General features: G+C 59.6%; 20 protein-coding genes. 11 read left to right on the top strand and 9 right to left on the bottom strand.

The genetic code is table 11. The annotated features are described in order from the left end of the window. Positions 1-54 precede the first annotated feature (54 nt). Complete coding sequence (locus CLV74_RS11005) at positions 55-810, top strand: SDR family NAD(P)-dependent oxidoreductase (RefSeq protein ID WP_106264588.1); 756 nt, start codon at positions 55-57, stop codon at positions 808-810. 18 nt (positions 811-828) lie between these two features. Here the strand turns inward: CLV74_RS11005 and CLV74_RS11000 are convergent, their stop codons facing one another. From CLV74_RS11000 to CLV74_RS10990, 3 genes are all read right to left on the bottom strand, one after another. Continuing rightward, on the bottom strand, positions 829-1,758 hold the full coding sequence (locus CLV74_RS11000) for a class I SAM-dependent DNA methyltransferase (protein ID WP_146134938.1): 930 nt from the start codon (positions 1,756-1,758) through the stop codon (positions 829-831). A gap of 129 nt (positions 1,759-1,887) precedes the next feature. After that, positions 1,888-2,523 (bottom strand): nucleoside/nucleotide kinase family protein, encoded by a 636-nt coding sequence (locus CLV74_RS10995; RefSeq protein ID WP_106264584.1) that lies wholly within the window; start codon positions 2,521-2,523, stop codon positions 1,888-1,890. A gap of 150 nt (positions 2,524-2,673) precedes the next feature. Next, positions 2,674-4,305 carry an alpha-D-glucose phosphate-specific phosphoglucomutase gene (locus CLV74_RS10990; RefSeq protein ID WP_106264581.1) on the bottom strand — a complete coding sequence of 544 codons (1,632 nt, stop codon included), beginning with the start codon at positions 4,303-4,305 and terminating at the stop codon, positions 2,674-2,676. Positions 4,306-4,699: 394 nt separating this feature from the next. Between CLV74_RS10990 and CLV74_RS10985 the strand changes: the two genes are divergently transcribed. From CLV74_RS10985 to CLV74_RS10960, 6 genes are all read left to right on the top strand, one after another. Then, a complete protein-coding gene (locus CLV74_RS10985; RefSeq protein WP_106264579.1) occupies positions 4,700-5,542 on the top strand; it encodes a putative selenate ABC transporter substrate-binding protein in 843 nt (280 codons plus the stop codon). Next, the gene (locus tag CLV74_RS10980) at positions 5,539-6,207 is read left to right on the top strand and encodes an ATP-binding cassette domain-containing protein (RefSeq protein WP_245888524.1); all 669 of its coding nucleotides are present in this window, start codon (positions 5,539-5,541) and stop codon (positions 6,205-6,207) included. Before CLV74_RS10985 ends, CLV74_RS10980 begins: the two co-directional genes overlap by 4 nt. Beyond that, on the top strand, positions 6,204-7,688 hold the full coding sequence (locus CLV74_RS10975) for a PhnE/PtxC family ABC transporter permease (RefSeq protein WP_106264575.1): 1,485 nt from the start codon (positions 6,204-6,206) through the stop codon (positions 7,686-7,688). The genes CLV74_RS10980 and CLV74_RS10975 overlap by 4 nt, the downstream gene beginning before the upstream one ends. A 124-nt stretch (positions 7,689-7,812) precedes the next feature. Then, the gene (locus CLV74_RS10970) at positions 7,813-8,322 is read left to right on the top strand and encodes a DUF4405 domain-containing protein (RefSeq protein ID WP_106264573.1); all 510 of its coding nucleotides are present in this window, start codon (positions 7,813-7,815) and stop codon (positions 8,320-8,322) included. A 319-nt stretch (positions 8,323-8,641) separates the two neighbouring features. After that, entirely contained in the window at positions 8,642-10,294 is a 1,653-nt protein-coding gene (locus tag CLV74_RS10965) for an AMP-binding protein (RefSeq protein WP_106264571.1), read from the top strand. Then, entirely contained in the window at positions 10,287-11,063 is a 777-nt protein-coding gene (locus CLV74_RS10960) for an enoyl-CoA hydratase-related protein (protein WP_106264569.1), read from the top strand. The genes CLV74_RS10965 and CLV74_RS10960 overlap by 8 nt, the downstream gene beginning before the upstream one ends. Before the next feature lie 107 nt (positions 11,064-11,170). On the opposite strand, the gene CLV74_RS10955 is transcribed toward CLV74_RS10960, so the two are convergent. Continuing rightward, complete coding sequence (locus CLV74_RS10955) at positions 11,171-11,662, bottom strand: hypothetical protein (protein ID WP_146134937.1); 492 nt, start codon at positions 11,660-11,662, stop codon at positions 11,171-11,173. Between the two features lie 469 nt (positions 11,663-12,131). Between CLV74_RS10955 and CLV74_RS10950 the strand changes: the two genes are divergently transcribed. The 3 genes from CLV74_RS10950 (at position 12,132) to CLV74_RS10940 (ending at position 14,725) form a co-directional block, all read left to right on the top strand. After that, complete coding sequence (locus CLV74_RS10950) at positions 12,132-12,692, top strand: VOC family protein (protein ID WP_106264564.1); 561 nt, start codon at positions 12,132-12,134, stop codon at positions 12,690-12,692. A 160-nt stretch (positions 12,693-12,852) separates the two neighbouring features. Continuing rightward, positions 12,853-14,253, top strand: a complete 1,401-nt coding sequence (locus CLV74_RS10945; protein WP_106264562.1) for a calcium-binding protein — start codon at positions 12,853-12,855, stop codon at positions 14,251-14,253. A 124-nt stretch (positions 14,254-14,377) separates the two neighbouring features. After that, positions 14,378-14,725, top strand: coding sequence for a hypothetical protein (locus CLV74_RS10940; RefSeq protein ID WP_146134936.1), 348 nt, complete (start codon positions 14,378-14,380; stop codon positions 14,723-14,725). On the opposite strand, the gene CLV74_RS10935 is transcribed toward CLV74_RS10940, so the two are convergent. The 5 genes from CLV74_RS10935 to CLV74_RS10915 form a co-directional block, all read right to left on the bottom strand. Beyond that, positions 14,722-15,066: a hypothetical protein gene (locus CLV74_RS10935; RefSeq protein WP_106264558.1), complete on the bottom strand. Its 345-nt coding sequence runs from the start codon at positions 15,064-15,066 to the stop codon at positions 14,722-14,724. The two genes, CLV74_RS10940 and CLV74_RS10935, sit on opposite strands and share 4 nt — an antisense overlap. Continuing rightward, on the bottom strand, positions 15,063-15,893 hold the full coding sequence (locus CLV74_RS10930; protein WP_106264556.1) for a VPLPA-CTERM sorting domain-containing protein: 831 nt from the start codon (positions 15,891-15,893) through the stop codon (positions 15,063-15,065). Before CLV74_RS10930 ends, CLV74_RS10935 begins: the two co-directional genes overlap by 4 nt. A 91-nt stretch (positions 15,894-15,984) precedes the next feature. Continuing rightward, positions 15,985-16,887, bottom strand: a complete 903-nt coding sequence (gene htpX, locus CLV74_RS10925; RefSeq protein WP_106264554.1) for a zinc metalloprotease HtpX — start codon at positions 16,885-16,887, stop codon at positions 15,985-15,987. A gap of 97 nt (positions 16,888-16,984) precedes the next feature. Continuing rightward, positions 16,985-19,156, bottom strand: a complete 2,172-nt coding sequence (locus tag CLV74_RS10920; RefSeq protein WP_106264552.1) for a PAS domain-containing hybrid sensor histidine kinase/response regulator — start codon at positions 19,154-19,156, stop codon at positions 16,985-16,987. Further along, a complete protein-coding gene (locus CLV74_RS10915) occupies positions 19,140-19,676 on the bottom strand; it encodes a methanogen output domain 1-containing protein (protein WP_106264550.1) in 537 nt (178 codons plus the stop codon). The genes CLV74_RS10920 and CLV74_RS10915 overlap by 17 nt, the downstream gene beginning before the upstream one ends. A gap of 517 nt (positions 19,677-20,193) precedes the next feature. On the opposite strand from CLV74_RS10915, the gene CLV74_RS10910 reads away from it, so the two are divergent. Further along, positions 20,194-21,381 carry a type II toxin-antitoxin system HipA family toxin gene (locus tag CLV74_RS10910; protein ID WP_170108027.1) on the top strand — a complete coding sequence of 396 codons (1,188 nt, stop codon included), beginning with the start codon at positions 20,194-20,196 and terminating at the stop codon, positions 21,379-21,381. Positions 21,382-21,417 lie beyond the last annotated feature (36 nt).

Here is a 21,417-nt window from a genome sequence, read left to right as displayed (position 1 = left end):
GTTGTAGGACAGCAGTGATAGCGCTAGCACTATAGCCTTGAGGGAGGACCAACCATGTCGGATCAATTCGCAATCTACCCCAGCCTGAAGGGCAAAACCGTGGTCATTAGCGGCGGTGCCTCGGGCATCGGGGCCGAGATCGTCAAAGGCTTTGCCGCCCAAGGGGCCAATGTCGGCTTTCTGGATCTGGATGAGGTGAACGCCAAGGCGCTGGCCGATGCCCATGAGAACGTCACCTATGAAATCTGCGATCTGCGCGATATTGCAGCCATGCAGGCCGCCATCGGCAAATTGCGCGACCGCATCGGCGGCGCGGATGTGCTGGTGAACAACGCCGCACGCGACGACCGCCACGACTGGCGCGAAGTGACCCCCGAATACTGGGACGAGCGTATGGCCACCAACATCCGCCACATGTTCTTTGCCATTCAGGCTGTCGCCCCCGACATGATCGAGAAAGGCGCGGGCGCGATCATCAACATGGGCTCGAACAGCTGGTTCGAAGCGTCCGGCAATATGCCCGCCTACACCACCGCGAAATCTGCTGTTCAGGGCCTGACCCGCACTATGGCCCGCGACCTTGGCGACCACCGCATTCGCGTGAACGCCGTCATCCCCGGCTGGATCATGACCGAGCGCCAGAAAGAGCTGTGGGTCACCGAGGAAAGCATCACCAAGCACCGCAACCGCCAGTGTCTGCCTGATCTGATTGATCCGGTATATGTAGCGCGGATGGTGATCTTTCTGGCTTCGGACGATGCCAAGATGTGTACCGCCAACAGCTACATGGTCGAAGCGGGCTCGATCTAACGGCCCGCCTCACTAGGATCAGGGCTTTTGTGCGATCACCAGCATGGTCGGCACATCAGCGCCCTGTTCCTTGCGGTAACTGGTGTGTTCCAGCCGCAGCGCATTCAAGCCCGCAACAGACAAAAGCCGCCGGATGTAGTCCTCGGAATGGGCGAAGCGGCGGCTTTTTTGAAGGCGGAAATCGCGGCCTGTGGTCTTTTCCACCGTCAACGCCAAGCGGCCACCGGACACCAGCGCCGAGGCTGACCATTCGATGATCTGCTCTAGCGCGCCGAAGTAGATCAGCACATCCGCCGTCACCACCAGATCATACTGGGGCACAACAGCGGGCAGTGCGTTCAGGTCATGCTGTTCAAGCATATCGTAGATGCCCTTGCGGCGGGCCTGCTCTAGCATACCAGTCGAGATGTCATAGCCCGTCAGATGATCAAAACGCCCTTTGATCGCCCCACCCATCAAGCCGGTGCCACAGCCCAGATCCAGCGCGCGGCCCAAATGCCCTTCCAGATAAGCCGCCAACAGGGTCGGCGCGCAATACCCCAGCGCATCCACCAGAGAGGCTTCGAACCGCGGGGCGTACTGATCAAACAACGCCTGCATATGGGCTGCGGGCGCTGTGTCGGTGACAGGGCAGTCAGTCAGATACATCAGATGCAGGCTGGCCCCGAAACGGTCCGCCGGATCACGTCCCAGAGCCGCCTCATAGGCTGCGCGGGCGGCCTCATGCAGGCCAGCGGCCTCGGCCATTTCGCCATAGCGGACCCAACCGGCCACCCAATCGGGGGCCAGCAGCATCGCATCGGCCATGATTTCAGCCGCAGCAACAGGATCGCCGCCAGCCAACATGGCCTCGGCATAAGACAGACGGCGATCTGCGTTCAGATCCCCCGAAGAGGTGTCATGGTGCATCATGGGTTCTAGCAATGTCAGGAAAAGCCGGAGCGACAACGAAACGTTTCAGACCATCGGAACGGTCTAGCGGATTTGCGGATCCTGTTGTCGACTCTCAGGCTGTTGGAACTGCTGCCTAATTTCCCAAGTTGTGGATTTCGTCAAGAGACGAAAACGCGCGGCAGCCTACTCTTGCTGATACGTCAAATCGGCACGGCTGTGCTGCATCACCACGTGACCATTCGGAAGGTCGTTCCCATCCAGTTTGTGGGCGATCTCTTCTTCGTTGAGACCGAAATGCACCCAGCGCGCGCGCAAGCGACGGCGCAGTTCATCCTCGGGCACATCAATCAGGACCGTGGTGTCAAAGCAGGGGCGCAGCCCATCCCAAGGGGCCTGATCCAGCAGGATGTAGTTTCCTTCGACCAAGATCAGTTTGACCCCGGCAGGGATGATCCGCGCAGAGCCGCGCGAAATCTCCAAATCGCGGTCAAAGACCGGCACGGCCACGGCGCCCTCGGCGGGATCGGCCAGACGGTTCAGGGTCATCCGCAAACCGCCCACGTCAAAGGTATCCGGTGCGCCTTTCCACGGGCGGCGGCCCATCTGGTGCAGCACCCCGTCATCGTAATGGAACCCGTCCATCGGCAGGATCGCGACCTGACCGGGATACTCCGCCGCAAGCGCCTCGGCCAGATGTTCGACCGTCGTGCTTTTGCCCGACCCCGGAGCACCCGCCAGCGCCATAAATCGACGGCCCTCCTGTGCCAGCAGGGCTTTTGCCTCGGTCACAAGATCATCAAAGCTAACGGTGCGGTTCATGGTATCTGGTCCAGTTTAGGCGCTAACATCGGATGTTTTGCCCAATAAACAGCCCCTGTCCAGTATTTTCCCGCCCCGATTGCAGCCCTTGGAACAAGAAAAGGCCGGCGCATGGCACCGGCCTTTAGGGTCACTGAAAAGCAATCTGGGTCAGGTGATTACATCGGGGCCATCACGGCCTGTGCGCTGTTTCAGCCCGGCAATCTGATCCGCAGCGGCGATGATATCCGCCAGCGCCGCGGCCGGTTCCAAGGTCAGCAACGCGGGATCGGTCTCAAGCCGCTCAAGATAGACACGGATGGTCGCGCCAACGGTGCCTGTGCCCGAAAGACGGAACACAATGCGGCTGCCCCCTTCAAACAGGATGCGCAGACCCTGACGCGCCGAATGCGAGCCATCAATCGGATCGTCATAGGCAAACTCATCCGCCATCTGGACCGTCAGCGGGCCAAAGCTTTGACCTTTCAGATCATCCAGTTGGCCGCGCAGAGCGTCCATTAAGCCGTTGGCGGCGGCGGCATCCACATCCTCATAGTCATGGCGCGAATAGTAGCAGCGACCGAACTCACCCCACATTTCGCCCATCAAGTCGGCCACGGATTTGCCGCTGGCCGCAAGGATGTTCAGCCACAGCAGCACCGCCCAAAGGCCGTCCTTTTCCCGCACATGGTCCGAGCCGGTACCGGCGCTTTCCTCACCACACAGGGTCACGCGGCCTGCGTCCAGCAGGTTGCCAAAGAACTTCCAGCCGGTGGGGGTTTCAAAGCACTCGATCCCCTGCGCCTTGGCCACCAGATCAACCGCGCCAGAGGTCGGCATGGATCGGGCAACGCCTGCCAGACCCTTGGAATACCCGGGGGCCAGATGGGCCTTGGAGGCCAGCAACGCCAGACTATCCGACGGAGTCACATAGCTGTTGGGACCCACGATCATGTTCCGGTCGCCATCCCCGTCCGAGGCCGCACCAAAGTCAGGCGCATTGTCGCCATACATCACGTCCATCAGTTCCTTGGCCCAGATCGGGTTCGGATCGGGATGACCACCGCCAAAATCTTCGGACGGGACGCCATTCACAACGCTGCCCTCGGGCGCGCCCAGACGGTTTTCAAGGATTTCCTTGGCATAGGGGCCCGTCACAGCGTGCATCGCATCGAACCGGATACGGAAACCGCCTGCGATCATTTTCCGGATCGCGTCAAAGTCGATCAGCGTCTCCATCAAGGCGGCGTAATCGGTGACGGGATCGACAATCTCGATCACCATATCGCCCATCTTGCTTTCACCCAATGTGCTTAAATCGGCGTCCTGAGTCTCGACGATCTTATAGCTATCGATGGACTTGGTGCGCTCGAAAATCTTGTCGGTCACCCCTTCCGAGGCGGGGCCGCCATTGGGGCCGTTGTACTTCAACCCAAAGTCCGCATCGATGCCGCCGGGGTTATGGCTGGCCGACAGGATCAGACCGCCATCTGCGCCACGCTGGCGGATCAGGTTCGAGGCCGCAGGGGTTGAAAGCACACCGTTCTGGCCCACCACCATCCGCGCCGCGCCATTGGCGCAGGCCATACGCAGGATCACTTGGATCGCTTGAGCGTTAAAAAAGCGCCCGTCGCCGCCAAGGATCAGGGTCTTGCCCGCGATCCCGCCGATGCCGTCGAAAGTCGCCTGCACGTAGTTTTCAAGGAAATGCGGCTCCATGAAAGTACGGGTCTTTTTCCGCAGACCGCTGGTGCCGGGTTTTTGCCCATCAATGGGCCGGGTTTCCTTGATCTGGATATCCATAAAATCCTCTTGTCTTCAAAACCGTTCAATCGGGACGATACGGCTGTCTTGATAAAGAACTGTGAAGCTACGCAATGGGTTACACATGCGCAGCGCCTGCGCAAATCGCGCAGCGGGCAAAAAAGGGTTTGCACTGACAGCCACGTGCTTTTCCGTCCTTCCGCCTCTGGTCACATACCAGAGATCACCGAGGACAGGACCAGAGTCGGCCCTGCTGCCTCACACAGCATAAAAGCCAGACCGCGCGGGAAAGCCAACAGGGCATGCACCTGATTTCATCAGATTGTCACCAATCCCGCATCAAATCGGGTCATTTTTCGACACCATCCGCCACTGGAATTCTGCGAATGCATCCGCTACCTCCGGCGCAACCCTCCGAACACAGGTTTAATTGATGAAACACCTTATTCTTGCGCTGGCCGTTCTGGCCGCCCCTGCCCACGCCGAAACCCTGTACTTCTCGGCCATCCCCGATGATGACGAAACCAAGCTGGTCGAGCGTTTCGGCCGTGTTGCCGACTATCTAGAAGAGGCACTTGGTGTTGATGTGGAATACATCCCCGTCAAGGATTACGCCGCCGCCGTCACCGCCTTCCGCAACGACCAGATCCAACTGGGCTGGTTCGGCGGTCTGTCCGGCGTTCAGGCCCGTATCGCAGTGCCCGGAAGTCAGGCCATCGCCCAAGGCGCGGAAGACGAGACCTTTGTCACCTACTTCATCGCCAACACCGAAACTGGCCTGACCGCCAGCGAAACCTTCCCCGATCTGGCGGGCCGGTCTTTCACCTTTGGTGCGCAGACCTCGACATCGGGGCGGTTGATGCCGGAATTCTACATCCGCGAGGAAACCGGCAAAGCACCGGAAGACCTGTTCAGCGCCGTCGGTTTTTCGGGCGACCACGGTCAAACCCTGCGTCTGGTGGCCTCGGGTGCCTATGAAGTGGGTGCGCTGAACTACACGGTCTATGACAACGCCGCCGCCGAAGGCGCGGCCGAGGCAGAGACCGCCAAGATCATCTGGCAGACCCCCGCCTACCCCGACTACAACTGGACCATTCGCGGCGATGTGGATGCCCGCTTTGGCGAAGGCTTTGCCGAGCGCGTGCAGGACGCCCTGATCGGAATGACCGATGCGGACCTGCTGGCCAGCTTCCCCCGCTCGGCCTTCATCGCGGCGGACAACGCTCTCTATCAGCCGATCGAAGACACCGCCCGCGCGTTGGACATCATCGAGTGAGCCAGCCGCTTGTCTCCTTGCAAGACCGCTCATTAGGTTGGGGCGGGCAGATGGTGCTGACCGGTGTGTCGGTCAGCATCCATGCAGGGGACAGGATTGCCCTTCTGGGCCGCAGCGGCGCGGGCAAAAGTACGCTTTTGTCCGCTCTGCAAACCGAGATGGACCGCGCCGCCTTGCGCGTCGCCCACATCCCGCAGGACTATGGTCAGGTGCTGGAACTCAGCGCCTTTCACAATGTGTGGATGGGACGGCTGGATGACTTCGGGACCTTTTCCAATTTGCGCACCCTGATTTGGCCAAGCGCAAGCCAACGGGCAGAGGTGCGCGATGTTCTGAATTCGGTCGGCCTTGAAGCGCTGGATCGCAAGCCTGTCCAAGACCTTTCTGGCGGGCAACGCCAGCGCGTCGCATTGGCCCGCGCCTTGCTGCGCGGCGGCAGCGTTGTGCTGGGGGACGAGCCTGTCTCGGCCGTGGACCCCGCCCAAGGGGCCGATCTGCTGGACGCTTTGGCGCAGAGGTTCGACACAGGCATTCTGGCGCTGCACGATGTGGACCACGCCTTGCGCTTTGCCACGCGGATCATCGGGCTGAAGGACGGGCGTATCGCGTTGGACGCAGCCGCCACTGATGTCAGCCGCGCCGCGATCATGGACCTTTACGCATGAGCCGACAGCGGCGGCATGTTCTGGCGGGCTTCGCCGCGCTGACTCTGCTGGCGTTTCTGTGGGCCGATCTGTCGGGCCCCGCCCCCGATCCTTGGCTGACCTTGCGCCAAGTCGGTTGGGGCCTTATGCACCCAAGCCTGCCCGCATTGCCCGCGCTGACCTATGCTGCGGCTCTGACTGTCGCCTTTGCCCTTTGCGGTGTGGCCCTTGGGGCGGGCGCGGGTCTGCTCTTGGCCCCTTTGTACCAGTTCACCCCCGTCCGGTGGCTCTGCGTCTCGGTCCGCGCGGTGCACGAGCTTTTCTGGGCGCTTTTGCTGCTGAACATCACCGGCCTAAGCCCCACCACGGGCATTCTGGCCATCGGCCTGCCTTATGCTGGCATCTTCGCCAAGGTCTTTGCCGAATATCTGGAAGAGGCCAGTCCCGCCCCCAGCCGCGCCCTTCCCCGCGCCACAGGTCAGATCACTCGTCTGCTTTGGGCAAATCTGCCCCAATGCCTGCCACAGATGCGGTCCTACGCCCTATATCGCGTGGAGTGTGGCATGCGGTCTTCGGCAGTGCTGGGGTTCATCGGCCTGCCCACCCTTGGCTTTCAACTAGAGACCTATTTCCGCCAAGCCCACTATGATCAGGCCATCGTCGTGCTGGCGGTGTTCTTTGCCCTGATCCTGCCGCTGCGCTACTGGCTGCGCTGGCGGCTGGCTTTGCTGTTCATTCTGGCAGGCGCAGCCCTGCTGGCGGCACAGCCGGTGCCCCCGATGGCTGACGGCGCATGGCTGCGCTTTTTCCAGGATATCGTGCCCGCACCGATCCGGTTGGATCAGCCAATGCTGCCATGGCTGGATAAGGTCCTGATTGGCCAAGCTTGGCCCGGTGCCATCAATACGCTGGTCCTGTCGCAGATCGCACTTGCGCTTTCCGCCCTGCTGGCAGCGGTAGCCTTCCCGATGATTGTGCCGCGCGTGTCAGGGCGCATTGGCGCTGCGGTGGGTCATGGACTGCTGGTACTGGTGCGTTCAACGCCCGAATATATGCTGGCGTTTGTACTGCTTCAGGTCTTTGGCCCGTCAATGCTGCCCGCGATCCTTGCACTTGGTCTGCACAACGGCGCCATCATCGCCCATCTCATGGGCCGCCACGCCAGCACCCTGACCCTGCGCCACGATGCCCCGCGCGGCCTGACGTTGTGGGGGTGGGAGTTGTTCCCGCGCCTGTCGGGCTCGTTCTGGGCGCTGTGCCTCTATCGCTGGGAAATCATCATCCGCGAAAGCGCGATCATGGGCATCCTTGGCATCACCACGCTGGGGTTCTACGTCCAGCGCAACGTGCAAGAACTGCGTCTGGACCGTGTGGTCCTACTGCTGCTGGTCACCATCGGGATCACGCTGGCTGTAGATCACCTGTCCCGCCGCCTGCGCCGCACCATGCGACTTGGCAATGACCTGCGGATCGAGACATCACGCGGGCAGTGGCGCACCTAAGGCCCGCCAGAAAAAATCTTCGCCGCAGCGCGGCGGAAACAGGCTGCTCGGGCGTATCACCGAGGAAACGCGTAAACTTTACGACCTCAGTCGTCAGCACTTTATGGAACGGAGCCTTTTCCCAATGACCGCAATCTTCATGCGATATGCCACACCCCTGATCACCACCCTATTTCTGGTCAGTTTGATTTCGGGTATCGCGCTCTTCTTTCACGTCGGCCCTGCCGGTTTCCACGGCATGCACGAATGGCTGAGCATGGTGCTGATTGCCCCTTTCGCACTACACCTATGGAAGAACTGGCGACCGATGACCGTCTACTTCAAAAAAGCGGCCTTTGCAGTCTCGGTCATTGCCAGCATCGGCGCTGCCTCGCTGTTTCTGGTCCCTACATCTGATGCTTCGGGCGAGGCCACGGGCCGCGCGGCGGTCTTCGGCGCGCTCAACCTTATGATGCAAGGATCGGTCACGGAAGTCGCGGCACTTTTGGATATGACTCCCGACGCATTAAGCGCGGCCCTTAAAAATAAGGGGCTCGAAGTGACCTCGGCCGATCAGACTTTGGCAGAGATTGGCACCACAGGCGGACGCGACACCATGGCAATGGCAGGCGTTCTGGCCAGCATAGAGCGTTGAGCTAAGGTGAAAAAAGCGGCCGGTCTCCGGAATGGATGGGATGGGCGAAGACCGGCCAGCTGCACAGGGTCAGCAGCTTGGACAATGGTATAGCGTAGTTTCATCAAGAAGGGGATTACGGAATTCCATTCCTTTGGTGGATGGGATTGCTTTTTTGCAATACCATTGCCACACAGTTCAAAAACAACCCATAGGATAGTTACGCTGCATTTCCCTGTTCTTCATTCTTGACGCGGATCACCGAACACCTGTCTACTAATGAACGGGCGTTCATTTCCCTTTGGGAGGAGGGATTCGAACCGCCGTCGGGAGGAGAAACATGCTGCACGCAACAAATGACCACGCCGCTTTGGCGGCTGGGTTCCGCTGGGATATTCCACAGACCTACAACATCGGCACCGATGTCAGCGACCGCGTCGCGGCCTTGCATCCGGACCGGATCGCGCTGGTTGATGTTGCCGCTGATGGCACCCGCCGGACGCTGAATTTCGCGGGCCTTGCGCAGCAAAGCACGGCGCTTGCCGCAGGGCTTTCTCAGCTTGGATTGGGGCGCGGCGACCGGATCGCGGTCTTCATGCCGCAGCGGATCGAGACTGCGCTGGCCCATATCGCGGCCTTCAAGCTGGGGGCGATCTCGCTGCCTCTGTTCACCCTGTTCGGCCCTGAGGCGCTACTACACCGTTTGGGGGATAGCGGCGCGGCGGCGGTGATCACTGACAGCAATGGCGCGGCACTGCTGGCAGGCTTGCGCGACCAATTACCCGCGCTGCGCCATGTGATCTGCGCTGACGGGCCATCCCAGGGCAGCCTGCCCATGTCCCAAGTGATCTCTGATGGCGATCCGGCCTTTACCCCCGTCTCAACCCGCGCCGAAGATCCTGCCTTGCTGATCTACACATCGGGCACCACCGGCAACCCGAAGGGCGCGCTGCATGCGCATCGTGTGATGCTGGGGCACTTGCCGGGCGTTGAGGTCAGTCACGATTTTTTACCCCATGAGGGCGACTGCTTTTGGACGCCGGCAGACTGGGGCTGGATCGGGGGCCTCATGGATGTGTTGATGCCCGCGCTGCACCACGGCCTGCCCGTTGTGGCCTGCCGCTTTAACAAATTCAGCGCCGAAGCCGCCTTTGATCTGATCCGCCGCGAAAAGATCCGCAATGTCTTCCTGCCACCCACGGCGCTAAAGCTGATGCGCCTTGCCCCGCCCGAGGCCGCCCAAGGCCTGAACTTACGCTCGGTCGGCAGCGGGGGCGAGCCTCTGGGGCAAGAGTTGCTGGATTGGGGCCATCGGGTTCTGGGGCTGGAGATCAACGAATTCTACGGCCAGACCGAATGCAACATGATCGTCTCGGCCTGTAGCGCGATGGAGCCCGCCTTGCCAGGTGCCATCGGGCGCCCTGTGGTGGGCCATGACGTGCAGATTATCGATCCCGAGACCGGCCGGATTTGCGAAGACTACGAACAGGGCGCTGTGGCCTGCCGTGCGCCTGATCCGGTGATGTTTCTGGAATATTGGAACCGGCCCGACGCCACCGCGGAAAAATTCCTTGAGGCCGACACAGGCCGCTGGTTGCTGACCGGCGATACGGGATGCCGCACCCCATGCGGGCGCATCCGTTTTGTGGGACGCGATGATGATGTAATCACCTCGGCGGGCTACCGGATTGGCCCTTCAGAAATCGAGGATTGCCTGCTGCGCCACCCCGCCGTGCATTTGGCCGGTGTCGTCGGCAAACCCGATCCGATCCGCGGCCATGTGGTCGCGGCATATGTGACGCTGGCAGAGGGGCAAGCGCCCTCGGACGCGCTGGCGCACGACATCGCGCTGTTTGTCAAAACACGACTTGCCGCCCACGAATACCCGCGCGTCGTGCGGTTCATCACGGATATGCCGATGACCCCGACCGGAAAAATCATCCGAGGCGCACTGCGCAAAATGGCCGAAGAGGAGAGCGCCGCCGATGTCTGAAGAATTGGTCCAGTTCCGCACCGAAGGCCCTGTCGCCATCCTGACCCTGAACCGCCCCGACCGGCGCAATGCCGTCAATCTGGCAATGGCCGAGGCCATCAGCGCCGCACTGGACACGTTCGAGGCCCGCGATGATTTGCACGTCGGCATCCTGACCGGCGCGGGGCCGGTCTTTTGCGCGGGGCTTGATCTGGCGGCCCCGACGGATGAGCAGGACAAGACCGTTTTCCACCCCGACGGCTTTGCTGGCATCGTCAAACGGCGCCTGTCCAAACCGCTGATCGGGGCAGCCAACGGCCCCGCTCTGGCTGGCGGGTTCGAGGTTCTTCTGGCCTGCGATTTCATCTATGCGGCAGCAACAGCGCAATTCGGCCTGCCCGAGCCCCTGCGTGGCCTCTTCGCCGCAGGCGGCGGCGTGCTGCGGCTTGGCGGGCGCATCCCCCCTGCCCGCGCCGCCGAGATGCTGCTGACCGGCCTGCCCATCGCCGCCGATGAGGCGCAGACCCTTGGTCTGGTAAACCGCGTGGTGCCCTCGGGCGAATTGCTGGTTGCCGCCATCGCAACTGCCCGCACCATCGCCAACAATGCCCCGAACGCGATTTCCCAGACGCTGGCATTGGCCCGCGCAGCTGAGGAAAGCCGTTACGCAGCCCTCTGGGAAGACAGCGACCAACGGTTCCGGGCGGTGCTGCCCTCAGACGAGGCGAAGGAGGGTATGTTGGCCTTTACCGAAAAGCGCGCGCCGAAATGGCAAACTGGCGACGTCTGAGACGCATTTCAACGCCGCGAAATTCACCAGACGCCCGCATCGTGACCAAGCACAGGCGGGCGTTCAAGTTTGCGGTGATTGGATCGAGAACCGTGTTTCGCCAGCTTTTAAAGCAGGCCGAACAGTTGCGCCGCTTGAGGGCGCAGGACGGCGTGGGTGCGCAAACGCTCGACCGCAGACATCGCCATGGTTTCCATCGCGTGCAGTTCGACATCCGAACAGGCAGGCTTTTCGACGTCATCAGCAATGCCGCAATAGCCGATCACCACGCCTTCATAGACCATGGGGGCAATGTGCAAATAGCGCGGAACGGCATTCCCGCCGGACGCATCAGACAGACCGTGAAACTGCGCTGGCACATCCAGATATTCTACCGACTCCGTCAGGTTTTTCAGCAAAGGCAACGCCTGATGCATCGGGTACTGCATCTGGTCAAAGCCGTGCTGGCCAACCATGAAGAACGCGCCCTCATTCTCCAACGCCACGAAAGCACGACGGCAAGACCGCAGCATCGCCACGATCTCGCACATGCGGTTCAGCTGGGGGTCCCCGTCGAGCGCAAGGATCAAAAGCTCATTCACCATGCGGTGCTTGCGCATCTCCGAACTCTCGGTCGTTGGAAATATAATCACGTTTTTCGACATTGGGTGCTCCCTCTGCCGACATGGTGCCTGATGCACCCTGAACAACAATCCGAGCAAATGGCCACCGCCCTATATCAAACGGTGAGACCAACGTCCTTTCGGAGATAATAGGTGGCCGAACCTGTTTTTTTCTGGGCGGTATCTAGGGATATGTGCGGTTTTTCAGGCCCCACTGAACATAGTTCTGACACATTGGAATCGGCGGTCAGCGCTGCCGCCCCTGCCACACATGCGCCTTTTGCAGCGCGATTCTTTGCAGAAACGCAGGTGTGCCCTATCGAAAGACAGGCGCCAATACGCCACCCTACAAGGGCCCGTGCGCCCGCCCTGCGTCAGCGCAGAGGATCTGCGGGAAAATCCGGACTCGGATTTCGCAGCCAGCGGGCTACAGTGCCGGACACAACGACAGTCCGGAGACCGTTCCATGAGCCAGAGCGCCCCTCGTATTCCGACCCAAGGGATCCATCACATCACGTTGGTTGGTGCCGACAGGCAGACCTCGATCGATTTCTGGCAGGGACTTCTGGGCATGCCCTTCGTGTTCGAGCAGCCCAATCTGGACAATCCCGACGAAAGCCACCTGTATTTTGACCCCGGTGACGGGCGGTTGATCACCGTTTTCACCAACGAAGAGCGCACCCCGAACCGCAGCCGCACCCCCACCGATCCGGGCTGCGTGCATCATCTGGCGCTGGATGTCAGTCAGGCGACGTTCTCGCAGATCGAAGAGCGTCTGAAAGCGCGCGGGATTGCCAATTCAGGACGCAAGGATCGCGGGTTTATGGACTCGATCTACTTCAAGGATCCGCTGGGTTTTCTGATCGAACTTGCAAGCTACCGTTTCCAACCGCCTGAGGGCTATCGCATCTCTGATGTCATGATCGAAGCACACCGTATCCGTGTGTCACGCGGCGATTATAACATCGACCAAGTTCATCTGGCTGACGCAATCGAGACCCTGATTGCCCGCCGAGACAGCCTTTAAAACCATATAATATGATATTCGCGCTGACATGCCCGAAACGGTCAAGACGCATCTACGCAAACCCACAGTAACAACTTTAGCGTGCAAATCGTTTGACTCGCTTACCGCTCGCGCATAAAATTCTTGTTAAAATTGAGTTTCAAAAATTTTGCAGGGTTTTATGGCGTATTCGGCCGGTTTTGACATTGTGATCAATGCAACATCTCTCTTCCGAGAGATGTCCCGCGCCTTGCGGTCATTAACTGTGTTCGACAGCACCTCTTACGAGAGCGCACCCGACACCTACGCAAAAACCCACGTGGTGAACGGCACCTATCTGACAGTTCGCTACGACTACGCCGAAACCCTGACCTTTACCGCCGGAGACCTGACGCTAGAGATTTTCGGAACAGGACTTTCCGGCACTGGAACTGCCGCATTGGTCGGGTATCGGGTCAGCCGCGCAGGCGAGGAATTCTTCTCCGCGTGGTTCAATGAGGCAATTTCCCTGTCCGTCACGGACGGCTTGCCAGATTTTAGCGCCATGATCACGGCCATTCGCGCCGACGCGGACCAGCGCGCGATTTACCTCATGAGCGATGACAGCGACGCATTTCGCGGAACTGCCGCCGAAGAATGGATCTTCGTAGGCAATGGCGCGGACACCCTGCGCGGGGGCGATGGCAACGACGTCCTGATGGGCGAACGGGGTGCAGATTTTCTACTCGGAGGCCGGGGGGCCGATCACGTGGACGGCGGCTGGGATGACGATGTCATCGCTGGCGGCGTCGGCCGCGATACATTGAAAGGAGGTGCAGGCGACGATTTATTGGCAGGCGGCTGGGGCAACGACCGGCTTTACGGTGAAAGCGGCGACGATACTGTGCAAGGCGGCGAAGGCGTCGATTTCATCTGGGGCGGTAGCGGCGACGACGTCATCGACGGCGGAAACGGTAACGACAAGTTGGCGGGCGAAGGCGATGACGACAGCCTCACCGGCGGCCGCGGCAATGACGTGCTGCGGGGCAATGAAGGCAATGACACCCTGACCGGCGATCAGGGGCTGGACCGGTTGCTCGGCGGTAACGGCAATGACCGTTTGGACGGTGGAGGCCAGCGCGATGTGCTTTACGGTCAAGGCGGCAACGACTGGATGGACGGGGATACCGGCGACGACACCCTCTATGGCAATGCGGGCAATGACACCTTGATGGGCGGATCGGAAAATGACCGCCTTTTTGGCGGGCAGGGCAACGATTATCTGGATGGCGGATACGGATACGACCGGCTGGAAGGCGGGGCAGGCAACGACACTCTGCGGGGTGCAGGAGGCTTTGACCAACTGATCGGCGGCGCTGGCGCCGACGTCTTCATCTTTGCCCGCGACGGGTCAGCCGACAACGTCAACGACTTTGAAATTGGCGTTGATCACCTAACCTTCGAAGGCCGGTTCACCGCAGACCAGATCACTGTGACCAAGGTAGGGAACGGGGTTTCCTTGCAGCTCGGATCAGCCCATGCGGTGCTAAGTGGTTTGGATTACGACGATCCGGACAGCTTTCTTGAGTCTGTATTACTTTGAGCATCCAAAGCGTTAGCCCACACCTTCGGAGCAGCACTTCATACTAAATCGTGCATGATCTGATACGGACTTCGGGTTAGCATAAGATCCTGCCCAAAGGCCCTTCGCGCCAGAAAGTTCGAAGATGAAGGCGAAAACGGTATATCTGCGCTATTGCAGTCAAGAGGCTGCAATCCTCTCAACGCCCTATCTCTTGGGGCGAATGAGCGAGTGCATCGAAACGTTTTCTCCTGAAGAGTTGCGCGTCAATCTGGGTGAATCTGGTGAGATCCAGATCATCGTGCTGTTCCGGAATGCTGCCTGCGATCCCCATCTGCAAGAGTTTCTTGCCGATGTCATCCGCAAGATGCAGACCGGAATTCTATTACGGGCGCGGGTCATGGATTCAGAACCTTTGATGTTACTGACAGAGGTCGAACAAGATGTCTTGCCGATGCACGATGCCCCTACGCGGATGTCACTGTCGGCCTAGCCTGATGTGAGCAACGCGCTTTGTGCAAGGCAGTCTTCAGCCATGACTGGGACTTCTAGTGCAGGAACGCCGGTACCCAGTGCTTCTGTCACGCAGGACACGGCCGATTGCAGTGCCACCACATCACAGCCAAGTTCCCGATAAAGGCTGACCGAGGCCACTAGCCGCTGGGACGTGGCCGCCACTTCTTCGCGCGCGCCAACGTGCAAATCGTCCAGCACCGCCAGCCATCCGGAAATCGCGACTGGTGCCAGAATTTCGCATTGCTGAAACCGGCCTTCAGATGCGGCAGCTGGGGCCAATTGTGCGTAGAGGACTGCGGCAGTGATCAAATACTTCATGCTTTTTTCCTTCTGTAACCGCGCAGCCCTAGCCCACCAATAGCTGCCGCCAGCAGCCAGAAACTGGCAGGCAGGGGCACCGGTGATGGCGGTTGATTGTTCGATGTCCCATTGCCTACATTGGAATTGCCCAACCGCTTGGCCAGATCGGCAAGAAAATCACGCACGACCACGCGGGTCAGTGTCCCCGGGACGTAGCTGCCGTTTTCAATGCTTTCACGCAACTGGGTCGCTAGGGCGAAGCCATTGCCACGCAGAAACGCCGCAGCCGGACCGTCCCCCGCAAGCATTTGGGAAACCGGACCATTTCCCTGCACACCGCTGCGTGGCGCGTTCCCCAGAAAACTGCCCAGAATACTAGCCGTGGTCAGTATCGATCGCTGATTACCGCGAAAGGAAAGCGACCCCAGAGCGGCGACAACATCCTGCTCGGACGGGCCGGTGACAGTGCTGTCCGTCAAAGCGGTGGTCAGGCCAATATCTGCGGGGTTAGACATCAGGCGCGACAACATCGCCGTCCAATTCGCCTGTACGATAAAGTCGCCCTGCGCCACGTCATCCGTGATGCCATGCCCCGCACGATTGCGCCGCGCGGCATTCGCAACCTCACTAAGCCGCGCGACAGACAGCAATTGCTGCGGCGCAAACTGCGTCATAGCGATGGTAGTGCCCGCAGGCACCTGCCCTGCCAAGGCCGCTCCGATCGCCCCCGCTTCATCGGTATAGCTAGAAAGCAACCTAGTAAGGCCGAACCGCGCTGCATGGGCCGAGCCAAAGCTGATCAAGAAAATGCCCGCAGCACACAGCAGGCCAGTCAGTACGCGCACAAATCCATTCCCTCAGGTGCAAGGAACACCCTTGCCATCACCTTCGGGAATATGCGGAAAGGCTTAATAGCCCATTAACGCTAACCGTCTTTTAGCCCCACGGGCCGCTGCTTTGCGACGCACGCGGCGCAGGCGCGGGTCGACGCATGCCAATACCTTGCTCTTGCGCCATCTGGTGCAGAGCCGCGACGCGATTACCCGTGTCGGGGTGGGTAGCAAAGAGGTTGTCCATACGCTTGCCGTTCAAGGGATTGATGATGAACATATGTGCCGTTGCGGGGTTCCGCTCGGCGGCCACATTTTCAATCTGCGAGGCGCCCGCCTGAATATGCTCTAGCGCCGAGGCCAGCCACAGGGGGTTGCCACAAATCTCGGCTCCTGCCCGATCGGCGGCGTATTCCCGCGTCCGGCTGATGGCCATCTGGACCAAAGCCGCAGCCATAGGCGCAAGGAACATCATCGCTATTGAGCCGATCAGCCCCGGACCTTCATCCCGTCGCCCACCGAAGAACATCGCAAAGTTGGCCAGCATCGAGATCGCACCGGCAAAGGTCGCCGTCACGGTCATGATCAGCGTGTCACGGTTGCGGATATGAGCCAATTCATGGGCGATGACACCTGCCAATTCCTCACGCGGCAGCATCTGCAAAAGACCCGAGGTCACGGCAACCGCCGCGTTATCGGGATCGCGGCCCGTGGCGAAAGCGTTCGGCTGCGGCGTGTCGATCAGATAGACCGCAGGCATCGGCAAATCCGCATTGCGGGCAAGATCGCTGACCATGTCATGCAGGCCCATGCGATCGCGCGGCCCGATCAGCTGCGCATTGTGCATCCGCAGGACCATCCGGTCCGAGTTCCACCAGTTCATGACGTTCATGCCAGCGGCAATCACCAGCGCGACCAGCATACCGCCTGCGCCAGCCAGCATATATCCCAGCCCCATGAACAGCGCGGTCATCGCGGCCATCAAAATCGCGGTTCTGAAATACCCCATGAAAGAGCCCCTATCTTACGGTCTGATACCGTTCGATATAGGAAGCAGTTTGGCGCGCGACAATTGCCCCGCGCCGCAATCAAGCATGGTTCAAGGTTCAGGCGTGCGCTTTTCCGCGCACCTCTTCCATCGCCTTCTGCGCGGTCTGCACCAATTGCGGCACGTCCCCTTCGCCGGTGCGGCAGCCCCGTTCAAGCGCGATCATGGGTTGGACCAGATCGGCCACGTTCAGCGCGCGGATCACACCAAGCAGACGGTGGGCAATATCCCGAGCCACCCCGACATCCCCCGCAAGATGCGCCTCAAGAATTGCCGGCAAATCTCGATCCGCCTCTGCCATCGCCCGCGAGACAAAGCGCGACACGTCCAGATCGTATTGCTCATCGTTCACGTTGGCCTCAACGCCCATGATCTCTTCAAGATCGGTGAGGCGAATGGGCTTTTCGATGACGCGGGTCATGCCAACCTCGCGGCAGCGTTCCTCGACCTCTTCGCTGATAAAGGCAGTGGCGGCGATGATCGGGATATTGGCGAAATCCGGATGCAGGCGAATGCGGCGCGTGGCGTCATAGCCGTCCATGACCGGCATACTCAGGTCCATCACGATCACATCGGGTTTGACGCTGGCCAGTTTGCCCAAGGCATCGCGGCCATCTTCTGCGCCGACCGCATAGATATTCAGACGACGGCTAAGAGCCAGCAGAATTTCGCGGTTGGTCGTGTTGTCATCGACAATCAGCAGGCGACGATCCGAGTCGGTGGCCTGACTGGTACGGGGCGAGGCGATATTGCGACCTTTCGCCAAGGGCAGCTCGAACGTGATTTCGAAATGGGTGCCGCCATCGACCTCTGAGTCCACCTGCACCGTGGCATTCAACTCATCCAGCGCATTGCGCACGATAGACAGACCAATGCCTGCCCCGCGCCGCGTATCGCCGTATTTCGCGTCCGTTTCGAACGGTTGCCAGACCTTGTCCAACCGCGCAGGATCAATGCCAACACCGGTGTCGGTCACCGACAGCATAACCTGCACCATCTTTCCGCGCAGTACCGCGCTGTAGGTGACATTGATCTGACCATCTTTGGTTGCCTTGATGGCGTTCGAAATCAGGTTCTGCGCGATCGAGAAGAACAGCGGCGCTTTGCCTTTCAGCCAAAGGGATTCCCCCTGCCCCAGTTCCAGTTCAAGCGTGCTGCCTTCTTTCTGCGCGAAGGCCGATTGTTGTTCGATGATGTCCTTTAGAACCTGCGCCGGACGGAACGGACGCGGCGGCACATGGCCGAACCCTTCTTCCGAGCGGACAAAGGCCAGAACGTTGGTCACCTGATCCAGTGCCGTCTCGGACGAGCGGGCGATGATTTCGATCAGATGGCGCTGGTCGGGGGTCAGGGCCTCGTCTTCCAGCAGCATCTCTGTGGTCAAAAGCAGGCCGTTCAGCGGTGTGCGCATCTCGTGGGACATCACACTGACCAGACGGGTCCGCGCACGTTCTGCCGCTTGGGCACGCTTGTTCGCCCCTTCCAATTCGGCAGCCCGCTTCATCGCGGCCGCTGCCAACTGGCTGTCACGGTAATCGCGAATAATCACGACCGAAGACACCGCATTGCGCCACATGGTCCGCGCAATCCGCATTTCGACAGGCACAGGCCCTGCAGTCAGCCGCAGTTGCCCTTCCGTCACGAAAGGCGCTTCATCTGCGCGTTTCCAAAAATCAGCTTCGTTGCCCGTGCTGAGGTCAACCAACTCGGTCAGCTCGACCCCTTTCAGAAGATCGGCAGAGGCTCCGACCATATCCCCGAAGGCTTTGTTGGCGCGCAGAACCTCGCCCGTGTTCGAAACCAGAACGATACCGTCAGAGGCCGCGTCAAAGATAACTTCGGCCTGACCTTCGACCTCAAGCCGACGGGCAATTTCCTTGTCCGTAATTTGGCGCTGTCGGGCAACCTCGCGGATCGGGGCGAATTCTTCATGACCGCCGAAGCGGAGCAATACGTTATTGTTCTCATCGGACAAACGTCGTCCGGTCGCGAACAAATCCTTTCTACCTTCAAAGGTGAAACGGGCGGGTCGTGCTTCACTCTGACGCAATATCTCGGCAAGGATGCCGAAACCCGCAGGGCTGCGCAGCTTGGAAAGCACCGCGTCTTTCTGATCCCACGACCAAAAACGCCTGTTCCCCAAAACGAGAATTCCATCACCAGTCACGATCAGCGCGGGGCTTTTTATCGCGTCAAGAATTGTACTTTGAGCTTCAAGACCCGCTTTCATCAACCCCACTCCGGCACCTCTTCCAATAGGTTACTCCGGCGCCGTGGGATCCGTCTAGATGCACAACTGCACGGCAGCACGCACCGTTTTGCGCAATCGTCTCCAATAACTGAACACGCGCTTGACCATTACACATCGAGGCGACAGTGCCCATAATGCTAGAGGTCAAGGTACATAGCGATTGGCGCCCCGCAAATTGGGTCGAATAGGGGCATTGGGTGTTGGTCAGACGGATTTGATGACCGTTCTGAACCTCTACGTCGAAACAACCACCCAACAGGTTCTGAACCTCAACCAACAAATCGGCCATCTGGTCGATTGAGAGGCTTTCGAAATCCACACCCTTCGCGATTTCGGCTGCAACGAATTCACCAATTCGCTCACCGACAATTGAAACGTAACCTCTGGCATCATCAGCGCCGACCACGTCCTCAATCATTGCACCGAATGCGCGCACACATTCAGATAGCATTTTTTCGCGATCAAGTTCCAGCTTCAGCGCAGTTGGAACACTAGACATTTGAACCTCAAGGTTTGGCGTGGAGTTGTTTCTATCTAACGGCACAGCCAGCGATTTCTCCAACTATACATTGGTATTCGAGCTAACCATTTTGCTCGTCACATACGACAATTGGCATACTTCACAAGCAAGTTGAACCAATATCGCCCGGCATTCCTTTGCAAAAACTAAAACCCGCCTGCCGCTCAGATTGGTTTTTCCTCACGTTAGGTCCACCAGATATGAGCGAACGCACATATCCCGACACAGACCAAGGTACAGATCAAATTGCCGCACATATATTAGCAATTTAGACCAAACCTACATCCTAAAGGATATCGATACGCGCATTAGCATAGTTGCGGATTTAGCCACCATACTTCGGAGTAGTTGGCACGCATTTCGCTATCTTTCTGGCATGACAACGATCCATCACAACTTCACCAATCCAGACGCCGGTCCCCGACACGCATATCTTGCCGATCCTCAAACTGTAGAGGTGGCTTTCGATTTCGGTTCGTCAAACGACTCACGCAGAGTGGGGACGCTTGAATGGGACAAAGGGCGTCGATGCGCGATACTTGAGTGGGACGAGACATTCGTCGCCGACCCGCTTCCCCTATCTCCGATGCTGGTCCGCCAGATCAGCACGGTCCTGAAGCCTCGTAAAGGCTGGTATTTCGAAGGCATCCCTGCCCCCTTTGCCGACAGTCTACCTGACGGATGGGCGCGGCAGGTTGCGGATGCGGAAATACTGGCACGGGACGGCAATCTACGCCTTCTTAGCGGTCTTGGCCGTTTGGCCCAGATTGGCCAGAACGGCATGGGCGCTTTGACCTATCAACCGGCATGGCGCGGCGCGGTACCCGAAGACATGAACCTGGAGTGGTTCGCAGGATGCGTGGCCAGCTTGGGCGACGGTGCCTCGATCGAAGAGCTGTTGCAACTGCGACTGGCAGGGGGCGGCGCCCATGGGGATCAGCCCAAATTTCTGGCCCAGATGAGCACAGACGGCACCAGACTGCGCAGCCATCGCAACCGCCTTACCCGTGGCTGGCGCCATGTTCTGATCAAACGGCGCGAGAAATCGGCGCGGAACGGCTCGATCGAAGCAGAAGTAGCGTACGCCTTGATGGCGCAGGCTGCTGGCATTCAGATGATGCCGGTCACGACGCTGCAATCGAACTCGAAAGAGCGGTTTCTGGCGGTCGAGCGGTTTGATGTGACCCGCGACCAGCGGTTCCACATGCAAACGGCCGCGGCGCTATTCGGAGTGGACCACAAGAACGCCACCGTCGACTATATCGATCTACTGAAGCTGACCCGCTGCCTGACGCGCGACAATGCGCAGGTGGAACAGATGCTGCTGCGGATGATCTTTAACGCGCGCGCGGTGAACCGGAACGACCACCTGCGCAACCATAGCTTCCTGATGGATGCCGAAGGGCGCTGGTACCTTTCGCCGGCCTATGACCTGACTCACACCATGGGGACGGGCGGGGTGCACCGGATGACCATGGCGGGCAACAACCGCCAACCGGGGCCGGTCAATTTCGTCGATGTGGGGCGGGCGTTGGACATCAAGCCAGCGAGGGTTCTGGCCCTTCGTGACAAGGTTGACCGCGCGATCTTGCAGTGGGACGGCTTTGCCGAAGCGGCCTGTGTACCGCGCATCCTGCGCCACACCATCAAAGACGATATCGAACGCGCGCTCACCTGGCACTAACCGCAGCATCTGCTGCAACCGTTGTCTGAATACAAT

This window comes from Donghicola tyrosinivorans (genome assembly GCF_003003355.1).
Classification (GTDB): domain Bacteria; phylum Pseudomonadota; class Alphaproteobacteria; order Rhodobacterales; family Rhodobacteraceae; genus Donghicola; species Donghicola tyrosinivorans.
The sequence above is the reverse complement of the archived record's forward strand: the minus strand, read 5'-3'. Positions and strand labels throughout refer to the sequence as shown.